This window comes from Mucilaginibacter ginsenosidivorax (assembly GCF_007971525.1).
GTDB lineage: Bacteria > Bacteroidota > Bacteroidia > Sphingobacteriales > Sphingobacteriaceae > Mucilaginibacter > Mucilaginibacter ginsenosidivorax.
Genome location: NZ_CP042437.1, coordinates 3,589,201 through 3,605,186 on the forward strand (window position 1 = coordinate 3,589,201; position 15,986 = coordinate 3,605,186).

At 43.8% G+C, this 15,986-nt stretch carries 14 protein-coding genes; 12 read left to right on the plus strand and 2 right to left on the minus strand.

The features are described from left to right. The first annotated feature begins 145 nt into the window (after positions 1-145). Entirely contained in the window at positions 146-727 is a 582-nt protein-coding gene (locus tag FSB76_RS15055; RefSeq protein WP_147054672.1) for a porin family protein, read from the plus strand. Positions 728-1,069: 342 nt separating this feature from the next. Then, positions 1,070-1,522 (plus strand): 3-oxoacyl-ACP synthase, encoded by a 453-nt coding sequence (locus FSB76_RS15060; protein ID WP_147054674.1) that lies wholly within the window; start codon positions 1,070-1,072, stop codon positions 1,520-1,522. 45 nt (positions 1,523-1,567) lie between these two features. Here FSB76_RS15060 and FSB76_RS15065 read toward each other — a convergent pair whose 3' ends face one another. Next, entirely contained in the window at positions 1,568-3,493 is a 1,926-nt protein-coding gene (locus FSB76_RS15065; RefSeq protein WP_147054676.1) for a tetratricopeptide repeat-containing sensor histidine kinase, read from the minus strand. 311 nt (positions 3,494-3,804) lie between these two features. Between FSB76_RS15065 and FSB76_RS15070 the strand changes: the two genes are divergently transcribed. After that, positions 3,805-4,188, plus strand: coding sequence for an RNA recognition motif domain-containing protein (locus tag FSB76_RS15070; RefSeq protein WP_090638138.1), 384 nt, complete (start codon positions 3,805-3,807; stop codon positions 4,186-4,188). Between the two features lie 141 nt (positions 4,189-4,329). On the opposite strand, the gene FSB76_RS15075 is transcribed toward FSB76_RS15070, so the two are convergent. After that, positions 4,330-5,550: a GAF domain-containing sensor histidine kinase gene (locus FSB76_RS15075; protein ID WP_147054678.1), complete on the minus strand. Its 1,221-nt coding sequence runs from the start codon at positions 5,548-5,550 to the stop codon at positions 4,330-4,332. 164 nt (positions 5,551-5,714) lie between these two features. Between FSB76_RS15075 and FSB76_RS15080 the strand changes: the two genes are divergently transcribed. The 9 genes from FSB76_RS15080 (at position 5,715) to FSB76_RS15120 (ending at position 15,952) form a co-directional block, all read left to right on the plus strand. Beyond that, the gene (locus tag FSB76_RS15080; protein WP_147054680.1) at positions 5,715-6,359 is read left to right on the plus strand and encodes a (2Fe-2S)-binding protein; all 645 of its coding nucleotides are present in this window, start codon (positions 5,715-5,717) and stop codon (positions 6,357-6,359) included. Next, positions 6,356-7,336 carry an FAD binding domain-containing protein gene (locus tag FSB76_RS15085; RefSeq protein ID WP_147054682.1) on the plus strand — a complete coding sequence of 327 codons (981 nt, stop codon included), beginning with the start codon at positions 6,356-6,358 and terminating at the stop codon, positions 7,334-7,336. Before FSB76_RS15080 ends, FSB76_RS15085 begins: the two co-directional genes overlap by 4 nt. A gap of 7 nt (positions 7,337-7,343) precedes the next feature. Continuing rightward, positions 7,344-9,494: a xanthine dehydrogenase family protein molybdopterin-binding subunit gene (locus FSB76_RS15090; RefSeq protein WP_147054684.1), complete on the plus strand. Its 2,151-nt coding sequence runs from the start codon at positions 7,344-7,346 to the stop codon at positions 9,492-9,494. A 128-nt stretch (positions 9,495-9,622) separates the two neighbouring features. After that, positions 9,623-10,471 (plus strand): dienelactone hydrolase family protein, encoded by an 849-nt coding sequence (locus FSB76_RS15095; RefSeq protein WP_147054686.1) that lies wholly within the window; start codon positions 9,623-9,625, stop codon positions 10,469-10,471. Between the two features lie 81 nt (positions 10,472-10,552). After that, positions 10,553-11,527, plus strand: coding sequence for a lysylphosphatidylglycerol synthase domain-containing protein (locus FSB76_RS15100; RefSeq protein WP_147054688.1), 975 nt, complete (start codon positions 10,553-10,555; stop codon positions 11,525-11,527). Then, positions 11,511-12,641: a glycosyltransferase family 2 protein gene (locus tag FSB76_RS15105; protein ID WP_225976519.1), complete on the plus strand. Its 1,131-nt coding sequence runs from the start codon at positions 11,511-11,513 to the stop codon at positions 12,639-12,641. The genes FSB76_RS15100 and FSB76_RS15105 overlap by 17 nt, the downstream gene beginning before the upstream one ends. Positions 12,642-12,732: 91 nt before the next feature. Further along, positions 12,733-13,932 carry an ABC transporter permease gene (locus tag FSB76_RS15110; protein WP_147054690.1) on the plus strand — a complete coding sequence of 400 codons (1,200 nt, stop codon included), beginning with the start codon at positions 12,733-12,735 and terminating at the stop codon, positions 13,930-13,932. Between the two features lie 38 nt (positions 13,933-13,970). Further along, positions 13,971-15,209, plus strand: coding sequence for a PP2C family protein-serine/threonine phosphatase (locus FSB76_RS15115; RefSeq protein WP_147054692.1), 1,239 nt, complete (start codon positions 13,971-13,973; stop codon positions 15,207-15,209). Positions 15,210-15,355: 146 nt separating this feature from the next. Next, positions 15,356-15,952 (plus strand): ribonuclease HII, encoded by a 597-nt coding sequence (locus tag FSB76_RS15120; protein WP_147054694.1) that lies wholly within the window; start codon positions 15,356-15,358, stop codon positions 15,950-15,952. Positions 15,953-15,986: the final 34 nt, after the last annotated feature.

Below are 15,986 nucleotides of genomic sequence, written 5' to 3' on the forward strand. Positions count from 1 at the left end.
AACGTTTAAAACTTTGGCGCGTCAATTGATAGGCTGTAAAACAGGCTATCAATTGACGCCATATTGTAAACTAACTATGTAAACAAGGGGTTTGGCTATATTATGTTGAATATTTATAGCTGCGCCCCGCTAAAAATTAAAATTTATGAAAAAGTATCTATTAAGTGCCGCATTACTGATAGCAGTGAGCATCAGTGCGCAGGCACAATTTTCTTTAGGTGTTAAAGGCGGTGTCAATTTTTCAAAGATCAATACCGACAACTTAAAGGAATCAACATTAACAGGTTACCAAGCAGGGTTATTTGCCCGTATTGGTAGTGGCCTTTATCTGCAGCCCGAACTTTATTTAAGCGGGACCGGCGGTAAATTCAGTTCGAGCGATAACGGCACCGATTACAGCGGAAAAGTAAGGTTTACCAATTTAAACGTGCCTTTGTTGCTTGGTAAATCATTTGGCGGGAAAGATTTAAACTTTCGTGTAATGGCCGGGCCAATATATACTTATCAGCTTGATAAAAGCACAAGCTTCTCCAATAACTTTACCGGTGCTTACCAGGATTTCGGCAACTACAACAAAAGTACATTAGGTTTCCAGGCCGGGGCCGGTGTTGATATCGGTGCAATAACTGCCGATTTACGTTACGAAGGTGGTTTATCCAAAGTAAACTCCAACTATGGTCAGCGCCAAAACCTTTGGGCTTTAAGCGTGGGCTTTAAGATTTTCTAAGCTGATATAGATAGCTATAATAATTATTTGAACAAAGCCTGGTATGCTAATGGTTAGCATACCGGGCTTTGTTGTGTTAAAGGATTTCTTTTTTTAACGTAGAAACGCAATACTTTGCGTCTCCTGCATGCAAATCAATCTTGAAAATCGGTTTAGCATCACTTATACAATTAGATGTAATATACTATATAAAATCGGTTTAGCATGTTTTGAAAGTACTGTAGAAGACGCAGAGTATTGCGTCTGTACAAAAAAGGGGCTTGCCGCCATTTTTTAACGCCCCAATCCCCCAACATTTATTCCTTTATTTGCATTTAACAAAAAACGGTATTGTTATTACCAATGAGCAATCTGAAAAAGGAATTATATGATCTGTGTGTAGCCCACGTTCGCAGGAGCATGGACGCCGCCGAGCTGGCTATCAGCGAAGCGCAAAAATCATCAAATGACGATACCAAAAGCAGCGCTGGCGACAAATATGAAACCGGGCGCGAAATGGCGCAGCAGGAAACCAACCGCAACCTGGCCCAGCTTAACGAAGCCAATAAATTACTGGTTGCGCTAAACCGCATAGGCACCAGTGGCACATCGGCCATTGTCGAAGCGGGTAGTGTGGTTATTACCAATAACGGTAATTTTTATATGGCAATAAGCGCCGGGGCATTATCGCTGCATGGCAAAAACTATTTCGCTGTATCGCCAGGTTCGCCGGTGGGTATGAAACTGAGCGGGGCAAAGGCAGGTGACAGCTTTACGCTGAACGGGAAAACATATGTAATTGAATCGGTAAGTTAACGCAATGGTGATTATTTGATGCTGCTTGCGCTTATGTTTTAACTGCTAAACATCTGCCTTTAACAGGTACACAATAAATTCGGTGCCTTTGCCAACTTCGCTTTTAATTTCAATACTACCTTTATTTATATCAACAAACTGTTTAACAAGGGCCAGGCCTATGCCGGCGCCGGTTTCTTTATTGGTGCCATCGCCCGAAATCTCTTTACCAACCACTTTAAAAAGCTTCTCTATTTTAGGCTCGCTAATGCCAATGCCAGAATCTTTTACGTGGATGGCGCGGTATTTATCGTCGCAGGTATAATGGATAACAATGATGCCGCGTTCGGGTGTAAATTTAATAGCATTGCCAACCAGGTTCTGGATTATTATTTTTACATGGTTAGGGTCGGCGCTCACCATTTGGTCGCCATTGTGTATGTGTTCTATATTAATCTGCTTGTTTTTGGCCATGAAAGCCGATACTGAAAGAATTTCATCAACCACCCCCGTTAAGTTTAGACTTGTTTTTTCAACACCCGCGCCTTTTTGCTGGCCGCCGGCCCAAACCAACATATTGTTTACCATATTATTTACTATGGTTACCTGCCTGTAAAAGTCATCAATCAACACCTTTTGTTCCGCATCGTCAACATCACCCGAGCGTACAAGATCGATAGTTTGCATAATAGCGGCAAAAGGGCTGCGCAGATCATGGCTAATTACCGAAAATAACATATCCTTGGTATGATTTAAATCGTCAAGCGCTTCTTTTTGCCTCGATATTTCATGGCTCTGCTGCTTTAAGGCTTTGTTTAAAGCCGTTTTGTGCATGTTGCTTCGGCTGATGATTAATAGTATAATAATAACAAAAATGGCTGCCAGGCTTATTATAATAATTATTAACCGGGTGGAGTTGAGCTTTTGTTTGTTCAGCTCGTTCTCTTTTTCCAACCGGATGTTATCAACCTGTTGCTGTTTTAAATGCAGGTAATTAATCTCTTTTTCCTTGGTATCATTCAATAAGCTATCGTTATTAATTTTATAAAGCGCCTCGTTGCGGTAAGCGTTACCATAATCTTCCAGCGCGGCATAACTTTCAGACAGGATTTTTAAAGCCCTGACAATATCATACCGGCTATTGGCCTGGCTGGCCAGGTTTAGCCCCTTATTGGCATTGGTAATAGCCAATTGATATAGGCCCATACCATAATAAGTTTGGGCCAGGCCTGAGAACGCGAAATCGCGCTCCCAGTTGTCCTGGTAATGTGCGTTCAGTACCTTTTGATAATACACTATAGCCTGCGGGTAATTTTTTAAATGGAAAAAAGTTTCGCCCATGCGGTTATAGGTCATAGATATAATGTGCTCATCCTTAATCAGCTCGCCGGTATTTAAAGCTTTATCAAGGTAGGTAAAAGCCTTTTTTGGCAGCCCGAGTTCGTCATAACACAGGCCTATATCAAAATACATGCGGGCAATTTTTGCCTGGTCGTTAACCTTTGTAAACCCATCCAACGCTTTTGCAAACTGGTTAATGGCATCCTCAAACTTGTTTTGCCCTAAAAAAATCAGCCCCATTACCTGGTAAGCATTAGCTACCCCTGGCTGGTAATCAATAGTATTACTTAGCTGCATTAACTTAGATGCCGCATCTAATGATTGAAAATATTCGCCCAAAACGTAATAAGCCATGCCAATATTATTTAAAGAGGCAATTTGACCGGGCTTGTTTTTTTGGAATTGGGCAAGCTGTAATGCCTGTTTGGCAAAATATAGTGAGCTATCGGCCTGGTTATACCTGTACCCGAGCGATAAACTATTAAGCAAATTAACGCTGGCGGTGTCGTTTTTATAGCCAGGCTGCTGTGCCGCCTTTTGCCATTGAGCCAATAACGGCAATTGGGTTTGTGCAAAACAGGTAACTCCCTCAAACAGAAGTACACATGCGGCGATTACACGACAAAAAATCCGGATAGTTGAAATTTTCAAGTTATTGACAAGGTATTTGCAGTGAATTTATAAAATTTTATCTGTGCGGGCTTTTTTTATAATAAACGATATTACTTTTATAATTTGTGCGCTATAAATAAGCGGGCATTTAGCCTCCGGCCGCCTTAAATTATATTTTAATAGTTAAAAAGGGATGTTTTTAACCCAAAATCAATAAAAATTAACTTTTTTTAAAAATAAAACCCTTCATTCATAAAATCATGCAGTAATCATCAAATATCTATTACTATATTTGATGTTAACAAAACTGGGCAAATAAAACAACCTTGCCTTTTATAAATTAAAGATTGATGAACATATTTGTAGGAAGCCTTCCTTTTCAATTAGAGGAAGCCGATTTAAAAGAGCTTTTCGAAGCGTACGGTGAAGTAAGCACTGTAAAAATTATTATTGACCGTGAATCTGGCAGAAGCAAGGGTTTCGGATTTGTTGAAATGCCAGATGATGAAGCTGCACAATTAGCTATCACGGGTTTAAACGGATCAGATGTTAGAGGCAGATCAATTGCTGTTAGCCAGGCTGAAGACAAAAAACCACGCGACAACCGTGGTGGCGGTGGTTATGGTGGCAACCGTGGCGGCGGTGGTGGCTATGGCGGCGGCGGTAACCGTGGCGGTGGCGGCGGTGGTTATTCAAAAGATAGCCGTGGCGGCGGCGGTGGCAGCCGTTGGTAAATTATAAATAAACAAAGTGCCGGGTATTGGTACCCGGCACTTTGCTGTTAATAATACATCTACTTACTGAACTTTGTGGGATTGGTTTAGCAGGTTTTTTACCTGCTGTGATAGTACTATATCAAAAAAACCATGCTTATATTATTTTTCCGGCGATGATGCCTGCGGTAGCTTTACCTCAAATGTGGCACCCTGTCCCGGAACCGAAAATATATTAAACGTTCCCTTAAGGCTTTCAACCAGGTGCTTTACAAGCGCCAGGCCAAACCCATACCCATTTTCGCCGCCGGTACCATTTGTTGATATAGCATTTCCCTGCAATATGGTGGCTATTCCGCCTGCATCCAGCCCAACGCCCGAGTCGGTTACTTTTACCTGCAATACGTTTTCGTTTTTATCTTCAATCAAATCCAGGTCGACAGTAACAAAACCATTATTCGGCGTAAATTTAATGGCGTTGGATATCAGGTTGCCCGTTATCTGCAACAATTTATTTTTTGAAAAAGGAATGGTTTCTGATGCCGATGATGTATTTACTGTAAAGGTAATATGCTTGTTCATGGCCTGCGGTACATAAAGCTTTTGTAGCTTATCTTTAAATACTACCTGGTTAAATTCGTTTCCCTTCAATTCGGGTACTTTCTTATCTTTTTTATCAGCGCTCAAAATCTCGTCGGCAAGTTCCAGTATCGACCTTCCACTTTTGTGAATCAGGTTCATAAACTCCAGTATCTCGTCCATTTGGTTTTCATCACCCTGCTCACGTATCAGTTGCGCCAGGCCTATAATGCCACTTAAGGGTCCGCGAATATCGTGCGCTACTTTTTTCTGCGTTTGTTTTGCTTCAGATAAATTACTCCGCAGGTCCTCAATTACTTTGATGTATTTAAGCCTGTTCACAATTTCGCCGGCAATTATCTTTAACAACTCTACCTTTTCGGGATTAAGCGTTTTTGGCGAGTGCGCATCAACCACGCATAAAGCGCCAATGTTATGATTACCTACATTAAGCGGAATGCCGTAGTAGTAGCGCAGGTGCGGGCCTCCGGTAACATAGGGCCTGTCTTTAAACCGCTCATCGGCACTCAGGTCGGCAATTTCCATGTTATCATCGCTCATTAACAAGTACTGGCAAACAGATTCCTCGCGCGGCATTTGCTCCAGGTCCATATTGTGGGTAGATATGGTCCATTGGGTATACGAATCAATGAGATTAACCAACGACATTTCGGTGCCAGCAACTTTGGCGGCAAGTTTAGTAAGATCTTTAAAGCTATCGGCATGGGCGCCATAGTCCAAATCAAATTCCGACAGGGTCATTACCCTGTCCATTTCATTTTCGGGGATTGGGGGAGTAAGCATATAATCAATTAGTTACGCGCTTATACGGGAGTTTGCCACTAATTGTTTTATCGCAATGTTAATAACTGGTAATATGCAAAATGCCCCGGTTGTAAAACATTAATTGCAGTTGCGGCATTTTATTAAAAAAGCGTAATTTAACATTCCTAAAAAGCCGATTATTTATGGAAAGCAAAAAACCTTGTTCGGGGCCTTATGAAAGCCCGGATGTGAAGGACAGTTCGCGCAGGAATTTCCTGAAACAATCAACCCTGCTAACCGCAGTGGCCCTTACACCGGCCACCGCTATAAAAGCTGCTGCCAGCCATGTAGATGAGCAGATTGCTGCGGTTTTTGAAAAAATGCCTTTAAAAATGCAGGTAAACGGCAGGCAGCAAAACTTATCGGTTGAGCCACGATCGACCCTGTTGGATATTTTGCGCGAACAGCTTGACCTAACCGGCACCAAAAAGGGCTGCGACCACGGCCAGTGCGGCGCATGTACCGTTCATGTTGACGGGCATCGCGTAAACTCGTGCCTTACACTGGGCATTATGATGAATGGTAAAAAAATTACCACCATTGAGGGCCTTGCCAATGGCGATAAGCTGCACCCTATGCAGGAGGCTTTTATAAAGCATGATGGTTTTCAGTGTGGGTATTGTACGCCGGGGCAAATCATGTCGGCGGTGGCCTGTATCCGCGAAGGGCACGCTAACTCCGAACACGAAATACGCGAATATATGAGCGGTAACATTTGCCGCTGCGGCGCTTACCCTAATATAGTAAACGCCATACAGGAAGTAAAAGATGGGGGGATGGCCGTATGAAACAGTTTCAATATGTTAAGCCGGCAACACAGCAGGCCGTTTTAGATGCGGTAAGTAAACCGGGTACAAAGATTATAGCAGGCGGCACCAATCTGGTCGACCTGATGAAACGGGGCGTTACAGCGCCGGATAAACTGGTTGATATAAACCTGTTGCCGTTAAAAAACATCGGAATTACAAAAAACGGGCTGCGCATTGGTGCTCTTGCGCTTAATAGTGTAGTATCTGAGCATAGCTTTGTCACCCAAAATCAACCGCTTTTGGCCATGGCGCTTAAAGCGGGCGCATCGCCACAATTACGTAATATGGCTACAGTAGGCGGCAATATGATGCAGCGTACACGTTGCGGGTATTTTTACGACACAACCATGCCCTGTAATAAACGTGTGCCGGGTACCGGCTGTGGGGCCATGGAAGGCGTTAACCGCATGCATGCTATTTTTGGCGCAAGCTCACAGTGTATTGCCGTGCATCCCAGCGATATGTGTGTGGCCCTTGCCGCGCTGGATGCTACCGTAATAATAGCAGGCAAAAAAGGCGAACGGCACATTCCTTTTACAGCATTTCATCGCCTGCCGGGAGAGCATCCCGAGCTGGATAACACCCTGGCCAAGGATGAGTTGATTCTTGGCGTCGAGATTCCGGATAATAACTTTGCCAAAAACAGCTACTATTTAAAAATTCGCGACAGGCAATCATATGCCTTCGCGTTGGTTTCTGTAGCGGCGGCGCTTGAAATAGATAACGGACTGATAAAAGATGCCCGGCTGGCCATGGGCGGGGTTGCCCATAAACCCTGGCGGCTTTTTGATGCCGAAAAATCACTCGTTGGCAAACCTGCTACCGAAGAGAGTTTTGCCCAGGCGGCCCAGTTGGCTATGCAGGGCGCTAAAGGGTACGGCAATAATTCATTCAAATTAAAACTGGCACCGGCCACCATTACCGAGGCTTTAAAACATGCAGCAGGCTTAGTTTAACATCACCATGAAAACAGCGATAGACAAAACTATGCCCTCATCGGCAGAAGGCATGGGCCGGGTAGACGGAAGGTTAAAAGTAACCGGGGCAGCAAAATACTCGGCCGAATATACGCCGGCGGGTTTAACCTATGGGGTACTGGTAGGCAGTACCATTACCAAAGGCAGCATTACTGCCATTGATACCAAAGCCGCTTCAAAAGCGCCAGGAGTATTGGCTATAATTACCCATTTAAATGCTCCCAAAGTGCCCGGCGACCAACCCGGAAAGGACAACAAAGCGGGCGACAAGGGCGCGTTAAAGGTTTTTTATGATGATAAAATATGTTACAACGGCCAGCCAGTCGCCATTGTAATAGCCGATACTTTTGAGCGTGCGCAGTTTGCAGCATCGTTGGTAAAAGCAGAGTATAAGGCCGAAAAACATATGACCAACCTCCCCGATAATAAGGATAAAGGCTTTGCGCCGCGTGGGGAAGGAGGCTACAAACGGGGTACTGAAGATGCCTGGAAAACTGCCCCTTTTAAACTGGAGCAGGAATATATTGTGCCCACGGTAACCCATAACCCTATGGAGCTGCATGCCATTATTGCCCGTTGGGATGCTGATGATAAGCTAAGCGTATGGGATAAAACTCAGGGCGTTAAAGATACCCAGCAGGATTTGGCGCGTTTGTTTAAATTGCCTGTGCAAAATGTGCAGGTGCACTCGCAATTTGTAGGCGGAGCATTTGGCAGTGCTTTGCGCACCTGGCCACATGAAGTAGCGGCTATACTTGCTGCTAAAGTAGCAAAAAGGCCCGTAAAGGTGGTTTTAAGCCGCGCCGATATGTTTACATCGGTTGGGTACCGGCCTTTTACCTGGCAAAAAATGGGCATAGGTGCTACAGCCGATGGTAAGCTTACCGGCATTACCCATGAAGCTGCCGGCCAAACATCAACCTACGAAGATTTTACCGAAGGGCCTACCGGCGTAAGTCAGAATTTATACGCCTGCCCAAATGTAAATACCAAATACAACATTGTGCCGCTTGATATTGCTACACCTACCTGGATGCGTGGTCCCGGCGAAGCCACCGGCTCTTTCGCGCTGGAATCGGCTCTGGACGAATTATCGTATCAATTAAAAATAGACCCCGTTGAATTGCGGGTCCGCAATTACGCCGAAAAAGACCCGGATAGCGGCAAGCCCTTTTCGAGCAAGTTTTTGAAAGAAGCTTACGAGTTAGGCGCAAACCATATAGGCTGGAAAAACCGCAAGGCAGAGCCAGGCCTGGTAAAAGAAAATGGATGGTATGTTGGCTACGGAATGGGTAGTGGTATGTTTGGCGCGTACCGTGACAGGGCTACCATAAAAGCTGTGATGAAAGCCGATGGCACACTGTTATTACAAAGTGCGGTAAGCGATATTGGCCCAGGTACGGGTACAGCTATGGTATTAATAGCAGCCGAACAAATGAAGCTGCCTGCCGAAAAGATACGGTTTGAGTTGGGCGATTCGTCATTACCTAACGCGCCTACCCAGGGAGGATCGGCCACAACAGCCAGTGTTGGCTCGGCAGTATATAAAGCTTGTGCCGATTTAAAAGAAAAATTTCAAAAGCTGGTTGGTAATGGCGGTACCGATAACCCGGATTATCCAAAAATATTAAAGGAGCACAACCTGGCATCGCTGGATGTTACCACCGAAACTGATGGGGGTAATGGGATGCAAACCTATGCCATGAACTCCTGGTCGGTACATTTTGTAAAGGTTTTGGTAAACGCCGCGACGGGTGTTGTTAAAATTGACAAGGTTGCTTGTGTAGCCGATTGCGGCCGAATCATCAGCCCTAAAACAGCACGTAGCCAGGTTATCGGTGGTGCGATAGGAGGGCTTGGCATGGCTTTGATGGAAGAGTCGGTTATTGATCACCGGTATGGCAGTTACATCAACAATAATTTTGCCGACTACCACGTGCCGGTAAATGCCGATATCCCGCAGATTGATGCCCTGTTTGTAAACAAACCCGATCCTGTCATCAATCCGATGGGGGCTAAAGGCATGGCCGAGATAGCTCTCATCGGTATGGCCGCCGCGGTGGCCAACGCCGTATACAACGCCAGCGGAAAACGGGTGCGGGAGTTGCCCATAACACCAGATAAGGTGATGGGGTAGAGAGGAAGAAATGCTTTTTTGCAAAGCGCCCGGGAAATTGAAAAGTTTACTTTCAAAATACTTCTTTTTGCCGGCAACGCAAATCATTTCGCCTGCGTTATTGTTATAATCGCAATAAAAAAACCGACATGAAAAAACTGATCATACTCACTTTGTTAATCGCATTTAGCGCATTCACCTTCGCACAAAGCAAAAAGGTGGTTTGCTGCGCCAATCCATCATCAACCCAGCGTTTTGCCATGCTGGCATCCAACCCTGAGTTCCGGATGGCGCATTTAAAACCGTCGCCAATCCATTTTCAGAGCAGTATAGGCACCAATGTTACCTACCAAACACCCGACGGAAAAACATCTACGGCCTATTTGCTGAAGGCAAAAAAGCCTACCAATAACTATATCCTGGTTATCCACGAATGGTGGGGCCTGAACGATTATGTAAAACGCGAATCGGAAAAAATTTATAATGATTTGGGCAATGTAAACATCATCGACCTTGACCTTTACGATGGCAAGATAGCCACCGACCCTAAAGATGCCGGCAAATTAATGCAGGCAGTTGTTGAAGACAGAGCCAAAGCCATCATTAATGGCGCTATTACTTATGCCGGGGCCAAAGCGCGTATTGCTACCATTGGCTGGTGCTTTGGCGGCGGCTGGAGTTTACAAACCGGCCTGCTTGCCGGCAAAAAATTGGCAGGTACCGTAATGTATTACGGCATGCCTGAACAGGACGTGGCAAAATTAAAGACGCTGAATGCTGATGTACTGGCCAATTTTGCCAATAAAGACCAATGGATAAACCCGAAAGTAGTGGGTAAGTTTAATGACGATATGAAAGCTGCCGGCAAAAAACTGTACCTGCACCAATACGATGCCGACCATGGTTTTGCCAACCCCAGCAACCCGGCCTATAACAGCGACGCCACGAAAGATGCTTATGCCAATACTATAGCTTTTTTTAAGGCGAGGTTGAAGTAAACAAAAATGCTAAAGTTGCGTTATTGGGAACGGGCTAATCACCAGCTCATTTTTCGTAACATTGCATAAATTTTTACCCGTTTGACCAGTTCTACTAAAAAAACAATTTCTTTTCTACTAAAAGCCAGTATCGTAATAGTAGCTGCGTGGTTTATTTACAGGCAATTTTCAAAAAAAAGTAACGAGTTACAGGAGTTTGAACTATTAGCATCCAATTTAAGTGTTTCAAGAGTAGTTTTTACGCTTGGCATTGTGGTGTTACTTATGTTTTTAAACTGGTTTTTGGAGGCGCTCAAATGGCGTTACGTTACCAAAACCCTGATAGCTATATCTTTATGGGAGGCTGTGGAAGCTGTTTTTTGTGGCCTTACCTGGGCTGTAACCACTCCCAACCGAGTTGGTGAATATGGTGGCCGGGTTATGTTTTTACCAAATAGAAAAAGGATTCCCGGTGTTTTTGCTATGGGTGTAGGCTCATTTAGCCAGGCTTTAATCACCAATGTATTGGGCATAATTACGTCAGTTTGGTTTGTGCTCAGTTTTATTGATGATAAAAAATGGGCGTATATAACTGTTGTAGCTATTTTAGGCACATTGGTTTTGTTGCAGCTTATTGTTTATTTCCATATTAAATGGATGGTATATTTATTTGATAAAATTGCCTTTATCCGTAAATATCATCGTTTTTTTGATGTATTGAGCCGTTACAAAACCCACGAGCTTCTTAAAACCATGGCCTTTAGTCTGGCAAGGTACGTCACTTTTACATTTCAATATTACCTGCTGTTCCAGTTGCTGGTACCACAAGTATCCATTATTCCCATGCTGCTGGTGCTAATGGTGTTTTTCTTTGTTACATCAACCCTGCCCTCGCTCGATTTATTTGATATCGGGGTGCGTGGTTTTACTGCGGCACACCTGTTTATATACGTTACCGATCAAAAATTGGCCGTTATATCCTGTGTTTCGATTATATGGCTAATAAATTTGTTTATTCCTGCTATTTTAGGTTCTTTATTTGTTTTTAAACTCAAATTCTTTGATCGCAACGCTTAGTATCATTTCGTTACTGTTTACCTTCCTGTACGTGGCGTTAATCATGTATCTGGTAAAAGGATGGTTTAACGTTAAAACCACGCAACTTTCGCCTACGGGCTTTAATACCAGGGTTACCATACTTATTGCCGCCCGTAACGAAGCCAAAAGTATCCATTTAACTATAGGCGACATCCTGGCGCAGGATTACCCTAAGCACCTGCTGGAAGTTATCATTGTAGATGACCATTCTACAGATAATACTGCCGATATTATAGCAAGCTTTGGCAGCCAGGGTATTACGTTACTTAAGCTTAACGAAGACCGGCCTTTAAACTCTTATAAAAAGAAAGCTATTGCTGAAGCGATAAAACTATCATCGGGCGAGTTAATGGTAGCTACCGATGCCGACTGCCGCATGGGCAGCCAGTGGCTATCAACCATTGTTGGGCATTACGAAGCTTTTAACCCGGTAATGATATCATCGCCGGTTACATTTTTCGAAGAAAAATCGCTTTTTGAATTGCTGCAAACCCTGGAATTTGCTTATTTAATTGGGATAGGTGCTGCATTTATAGGTAATGGCCGGGCATCAAACTGCAATGGGGCCAATCTGGCCTACCGCAAGGATGTATTTAATGAAGTTGGCGGCTTTACTGGTATTGACGAACTGGCATCGGGCGACGATGAGTTGCTGCTGCAAAAAGTTGCCGAACATTTTCCCGGCAAAATAGCTTTCCTCAAGCAGTCCGAAGCGGTGGTTTACACTCACGCCAAGCCCAATTTTAAAGAGTTTATGCAGCAAAGGCGGCGCTGGGCCTCAAAGTCGACTAAATATAAGAATAAAAAGGTAGTGGCATTGGGCTTCGCCTTTTGGGGTTTCAATGTGTTATTGTTGCTCAACTTATTGCTCGGGTTATTCGACGTGTATTTTTTAAAGCTTTTTTTAGCGCAGATACTCTTAAAAATTTTTGTCGAACTTTTTTATATCATCCCTATTACTTCTTTTTTTAAGCGGAGCTATCTGGTTAGCCTGATTTTATTATTAACACCATTACATATTGTTTATATTGCTGTAATAGGCGTAATAGGTGGTAATAAGCAATACCAGTGGAAGGGCCGCATGGTAAAATAACCGTGTTTTTAATATCAATGTAATTTGTAGCACCGCCAATTGCTTATTGCGCCTATTTAAGCGATATTTAGCCAAACGGAACTATTAACTATTGGCCCAGCTTACCCCCTCAAAACGCACCTGGAACGCATTTAAGCGTAATAAAATTGCCGTGGCCGGCCTTGTTTTCATTGCGATAACGTTATTGGTAGCTGTATTGGGGTATTTGATAATGCCCGATAATACGCCGCAAGCTAATAACATGACTATTCAGCTAAGCATTAAAAAGCCCGGTGCAAAATTCATGATGTTGCTTATACGCAAAGGCGAGCAGGTGGACACAGTGGGGTTTTTTAGGCGGATGTTTTTTGGACAACCCTCATTTTACCGGGAAGTGCCTATTACGGGGTATTACTTTAAACAGGATTCTATCCACGTAAACGAATATATTGGCAATGAGGATAAGCCAGACCCCAAAGCCTACAATATTTTTGAAGTGGTAACCGGGATTAAACCGCGCTACCATTTCAACAAAGTATTGTTAAGCCCAACCTTCTCCTGCGAAAAAACCGCGGAGATATATAAAAACTTCAGTGATAAAATTAAAGGGGAGCAAATAACCACCAAAACTTTTTGGCTGGGTACCGATGTTTACGGGCGCGACCTGTTGAGCCGCCTGTTACTGGGTACGCGCATTTCATTGGCAGTAGGGCTGATGTCGGTAATAATCAGCATGTTTTTAGGGGTAACCATCGGTTCCATAGCCGGGTATTTTGGCGGATGGGTTGACGGGGCTTTAAGCTGGGTGATGAATATTTTATGGTCGTTACCAGCGTTGTTGCTGGTTATTGCCATATCATTTGCCTTGGGCAAGGGGCTTTGGCAAATATTTATAGCAGTAGGCTTATCCATGTGGGTTGAGGTTGCCCGCCTGGTACGCGGCCAGGTAATGAGCCTGAAACAGGTTGAATACGTAGAAGCGGCCCGCGCCCTGGGTTTCAATAACAGGCGCATCATAACCAAACACATTTTACCAAATATAACCGGGCCAATTTTGGTACTGGCTTCGTCAAATTTCGCATCGGCCATTTTGCTGGAGGCCGGGCTTAGTTTCCTGGGTTTTGGTGCGCAACCACCAATGCCAACATGGGGCGGCATGATTAAAGAGCATTACGGGTATATCGTCATGGATTCGGCTTTCCTGGCTATTATTCCCGGCCTTGCCATTATGCTGCTGGTGTATGCGTTTAACCTGGTTACAGTTGGTTTACGTGATGCTTTCGATATAAAATCACAAAGTACGCGCATTTGAAAATATTTTTTTTACTTTAGTCATGCGACTAAAAACAAATGCAATACAAAGACGATAGTTCTGGCGAAGACGAATTAATAAGGCTGTTGCTGAAACGGCAATCCGAGTTGAATTCCTTATTGGAGATCACCAGGGCCATTAATAAGAATACTTCTACCCCCATACTTATACAAATGCTTGAGGTTATCCTGCAAAACTATCTGCAGGTTGGCAAGCTCCGTTTTCTGATAGAAAAGGAAAATAAGTTTGTATGTATCTCTAAATATGGCGGCGAAACAGAGTCGGCGATGGCATTGAGCAGGGCGTGTGATAAATTAAAGAAGGTTAAATCGCCCGTAGCGATAGCCGACCACCAGGATATTACCCTGCGTAAATACAATTATTTTATTCCGATATATCACAAAAGTAAGGCCCTGGCTTACGCGCTTATCGGCGATTTTGATACATCGGGCGAGATGTTAAGCAACGATCTTAACTTCATCCAAACCCTGATGAATGTGATTATAGTGGCGCTGGAGAATAAGAAATTATTTAAAGAGCGCTTACAATCAGAACGTTTTCAGCGCGAGATGGAGCTTGCCGTTGAAGTGCAGAATATGCTGATACCGCTTAGGATTCATAAAGATGATGCGGTAGAAGTTGGCGCTAAATACCTGCCCCATCAAAACATAGGAGGCGATTACTTTGATTTTATCCGCCTTAATGAAAACGAATTTTTATGGTGCATTGCCGATGTATCGGGCAAAGGAATATCGGCGGCGCTGCTGATGGCAAATTTTCAGGCCAGCCTGCATGCCTGGGCCGCAGTGGAAGACGACCTGACCAACATTATTGACCGCCTTAATAAAATAGTGCTCAACAATACCAAGGGCGAACGGTTTATCACTTTATTCCTGGCCCGGTATAACCAAAAGAAACGCAAACTCAATTATATTAATGCCGGCCATAACCCAACCATCCTTTTTGCTGATGGCGAAGCCATTCCGCTAAAGTTGGGCACCACGATGATTGGCGTTTTTGAAGAGCTGCCTTTTTTAAACGAAGGAGAAGTGGATATTGAACCCGGCAGCCTTATTGTAAATTATACCGATGGTTTGATGGATTTTGAATCAACCAGCAACAAGGTTTGGAATGAAGATAAATTACTTGCTTTTGTGAAAACACACGGGCATTTGTCGCCCGATAATTTTAACGACCTGCTTTTAGATCACCTGAGCCTTGGGCATAAAAGTAAGCCAATAGACGATATCACCCTGCTTACACTGAAGATATTTTAATACACACGAATTTTATCGACACGAATTTCTCGAATTGGATCGAATTTCACGAATGCTCGTTTGGAGTTTAAGAATGTTTGATATAAATGGCCTTCATTTCGGTCTTGATACTAACTACTCGATACTAAAAACTCTATCTTTGCCATATGTTAGCAGCAAGGTACCAGTTTGAATTGATTGAAGCGGGATGTGATGAGGCTGGTCGTGGCTGCCTTGCCGGGCCGGTGTTTGCAGCGGCAGTTATTCTTCCTCATGATTTTGATCACCATTTACTGAACGACTCCAAGCAGGTATCCGAAGAGATACGGTACCAGCTGCGAACAGAAATTGAAGAGCGGGCCGTTGCATATGCGGTTGCATCGGTTGATAATTTTGAAATAGACGAGATTAACATTCTTAATGCGTCTTTCCTGGCTATGCATCGCGCTATTGAAAAACTGCACATTGCACCACAATTTTTAATTATCGACGGCAACCGGTTTAAAAAATACCCAAACGTTCCGCACGAGTGCATCATTAAGGGCGATGGTAAATATTTCAGTATCGCAGCGGCATCCATATTAGCCAAAACCTACCGGGACGACTATATGTTGAAAATTGCTGCCGAACACCCGGAATATGATTGGCATACAAACAAAGGCTATCCAACTATAAAACACCGCGAAACGGTTATGAAAATTGGATTTACGCCATATCATCGTAAAACTTTCAGGGTGAGCGACCCGCAGCTGAGTATTTTTTAAAGATACTTTGGGTATATGTTTTGATAACCACTTT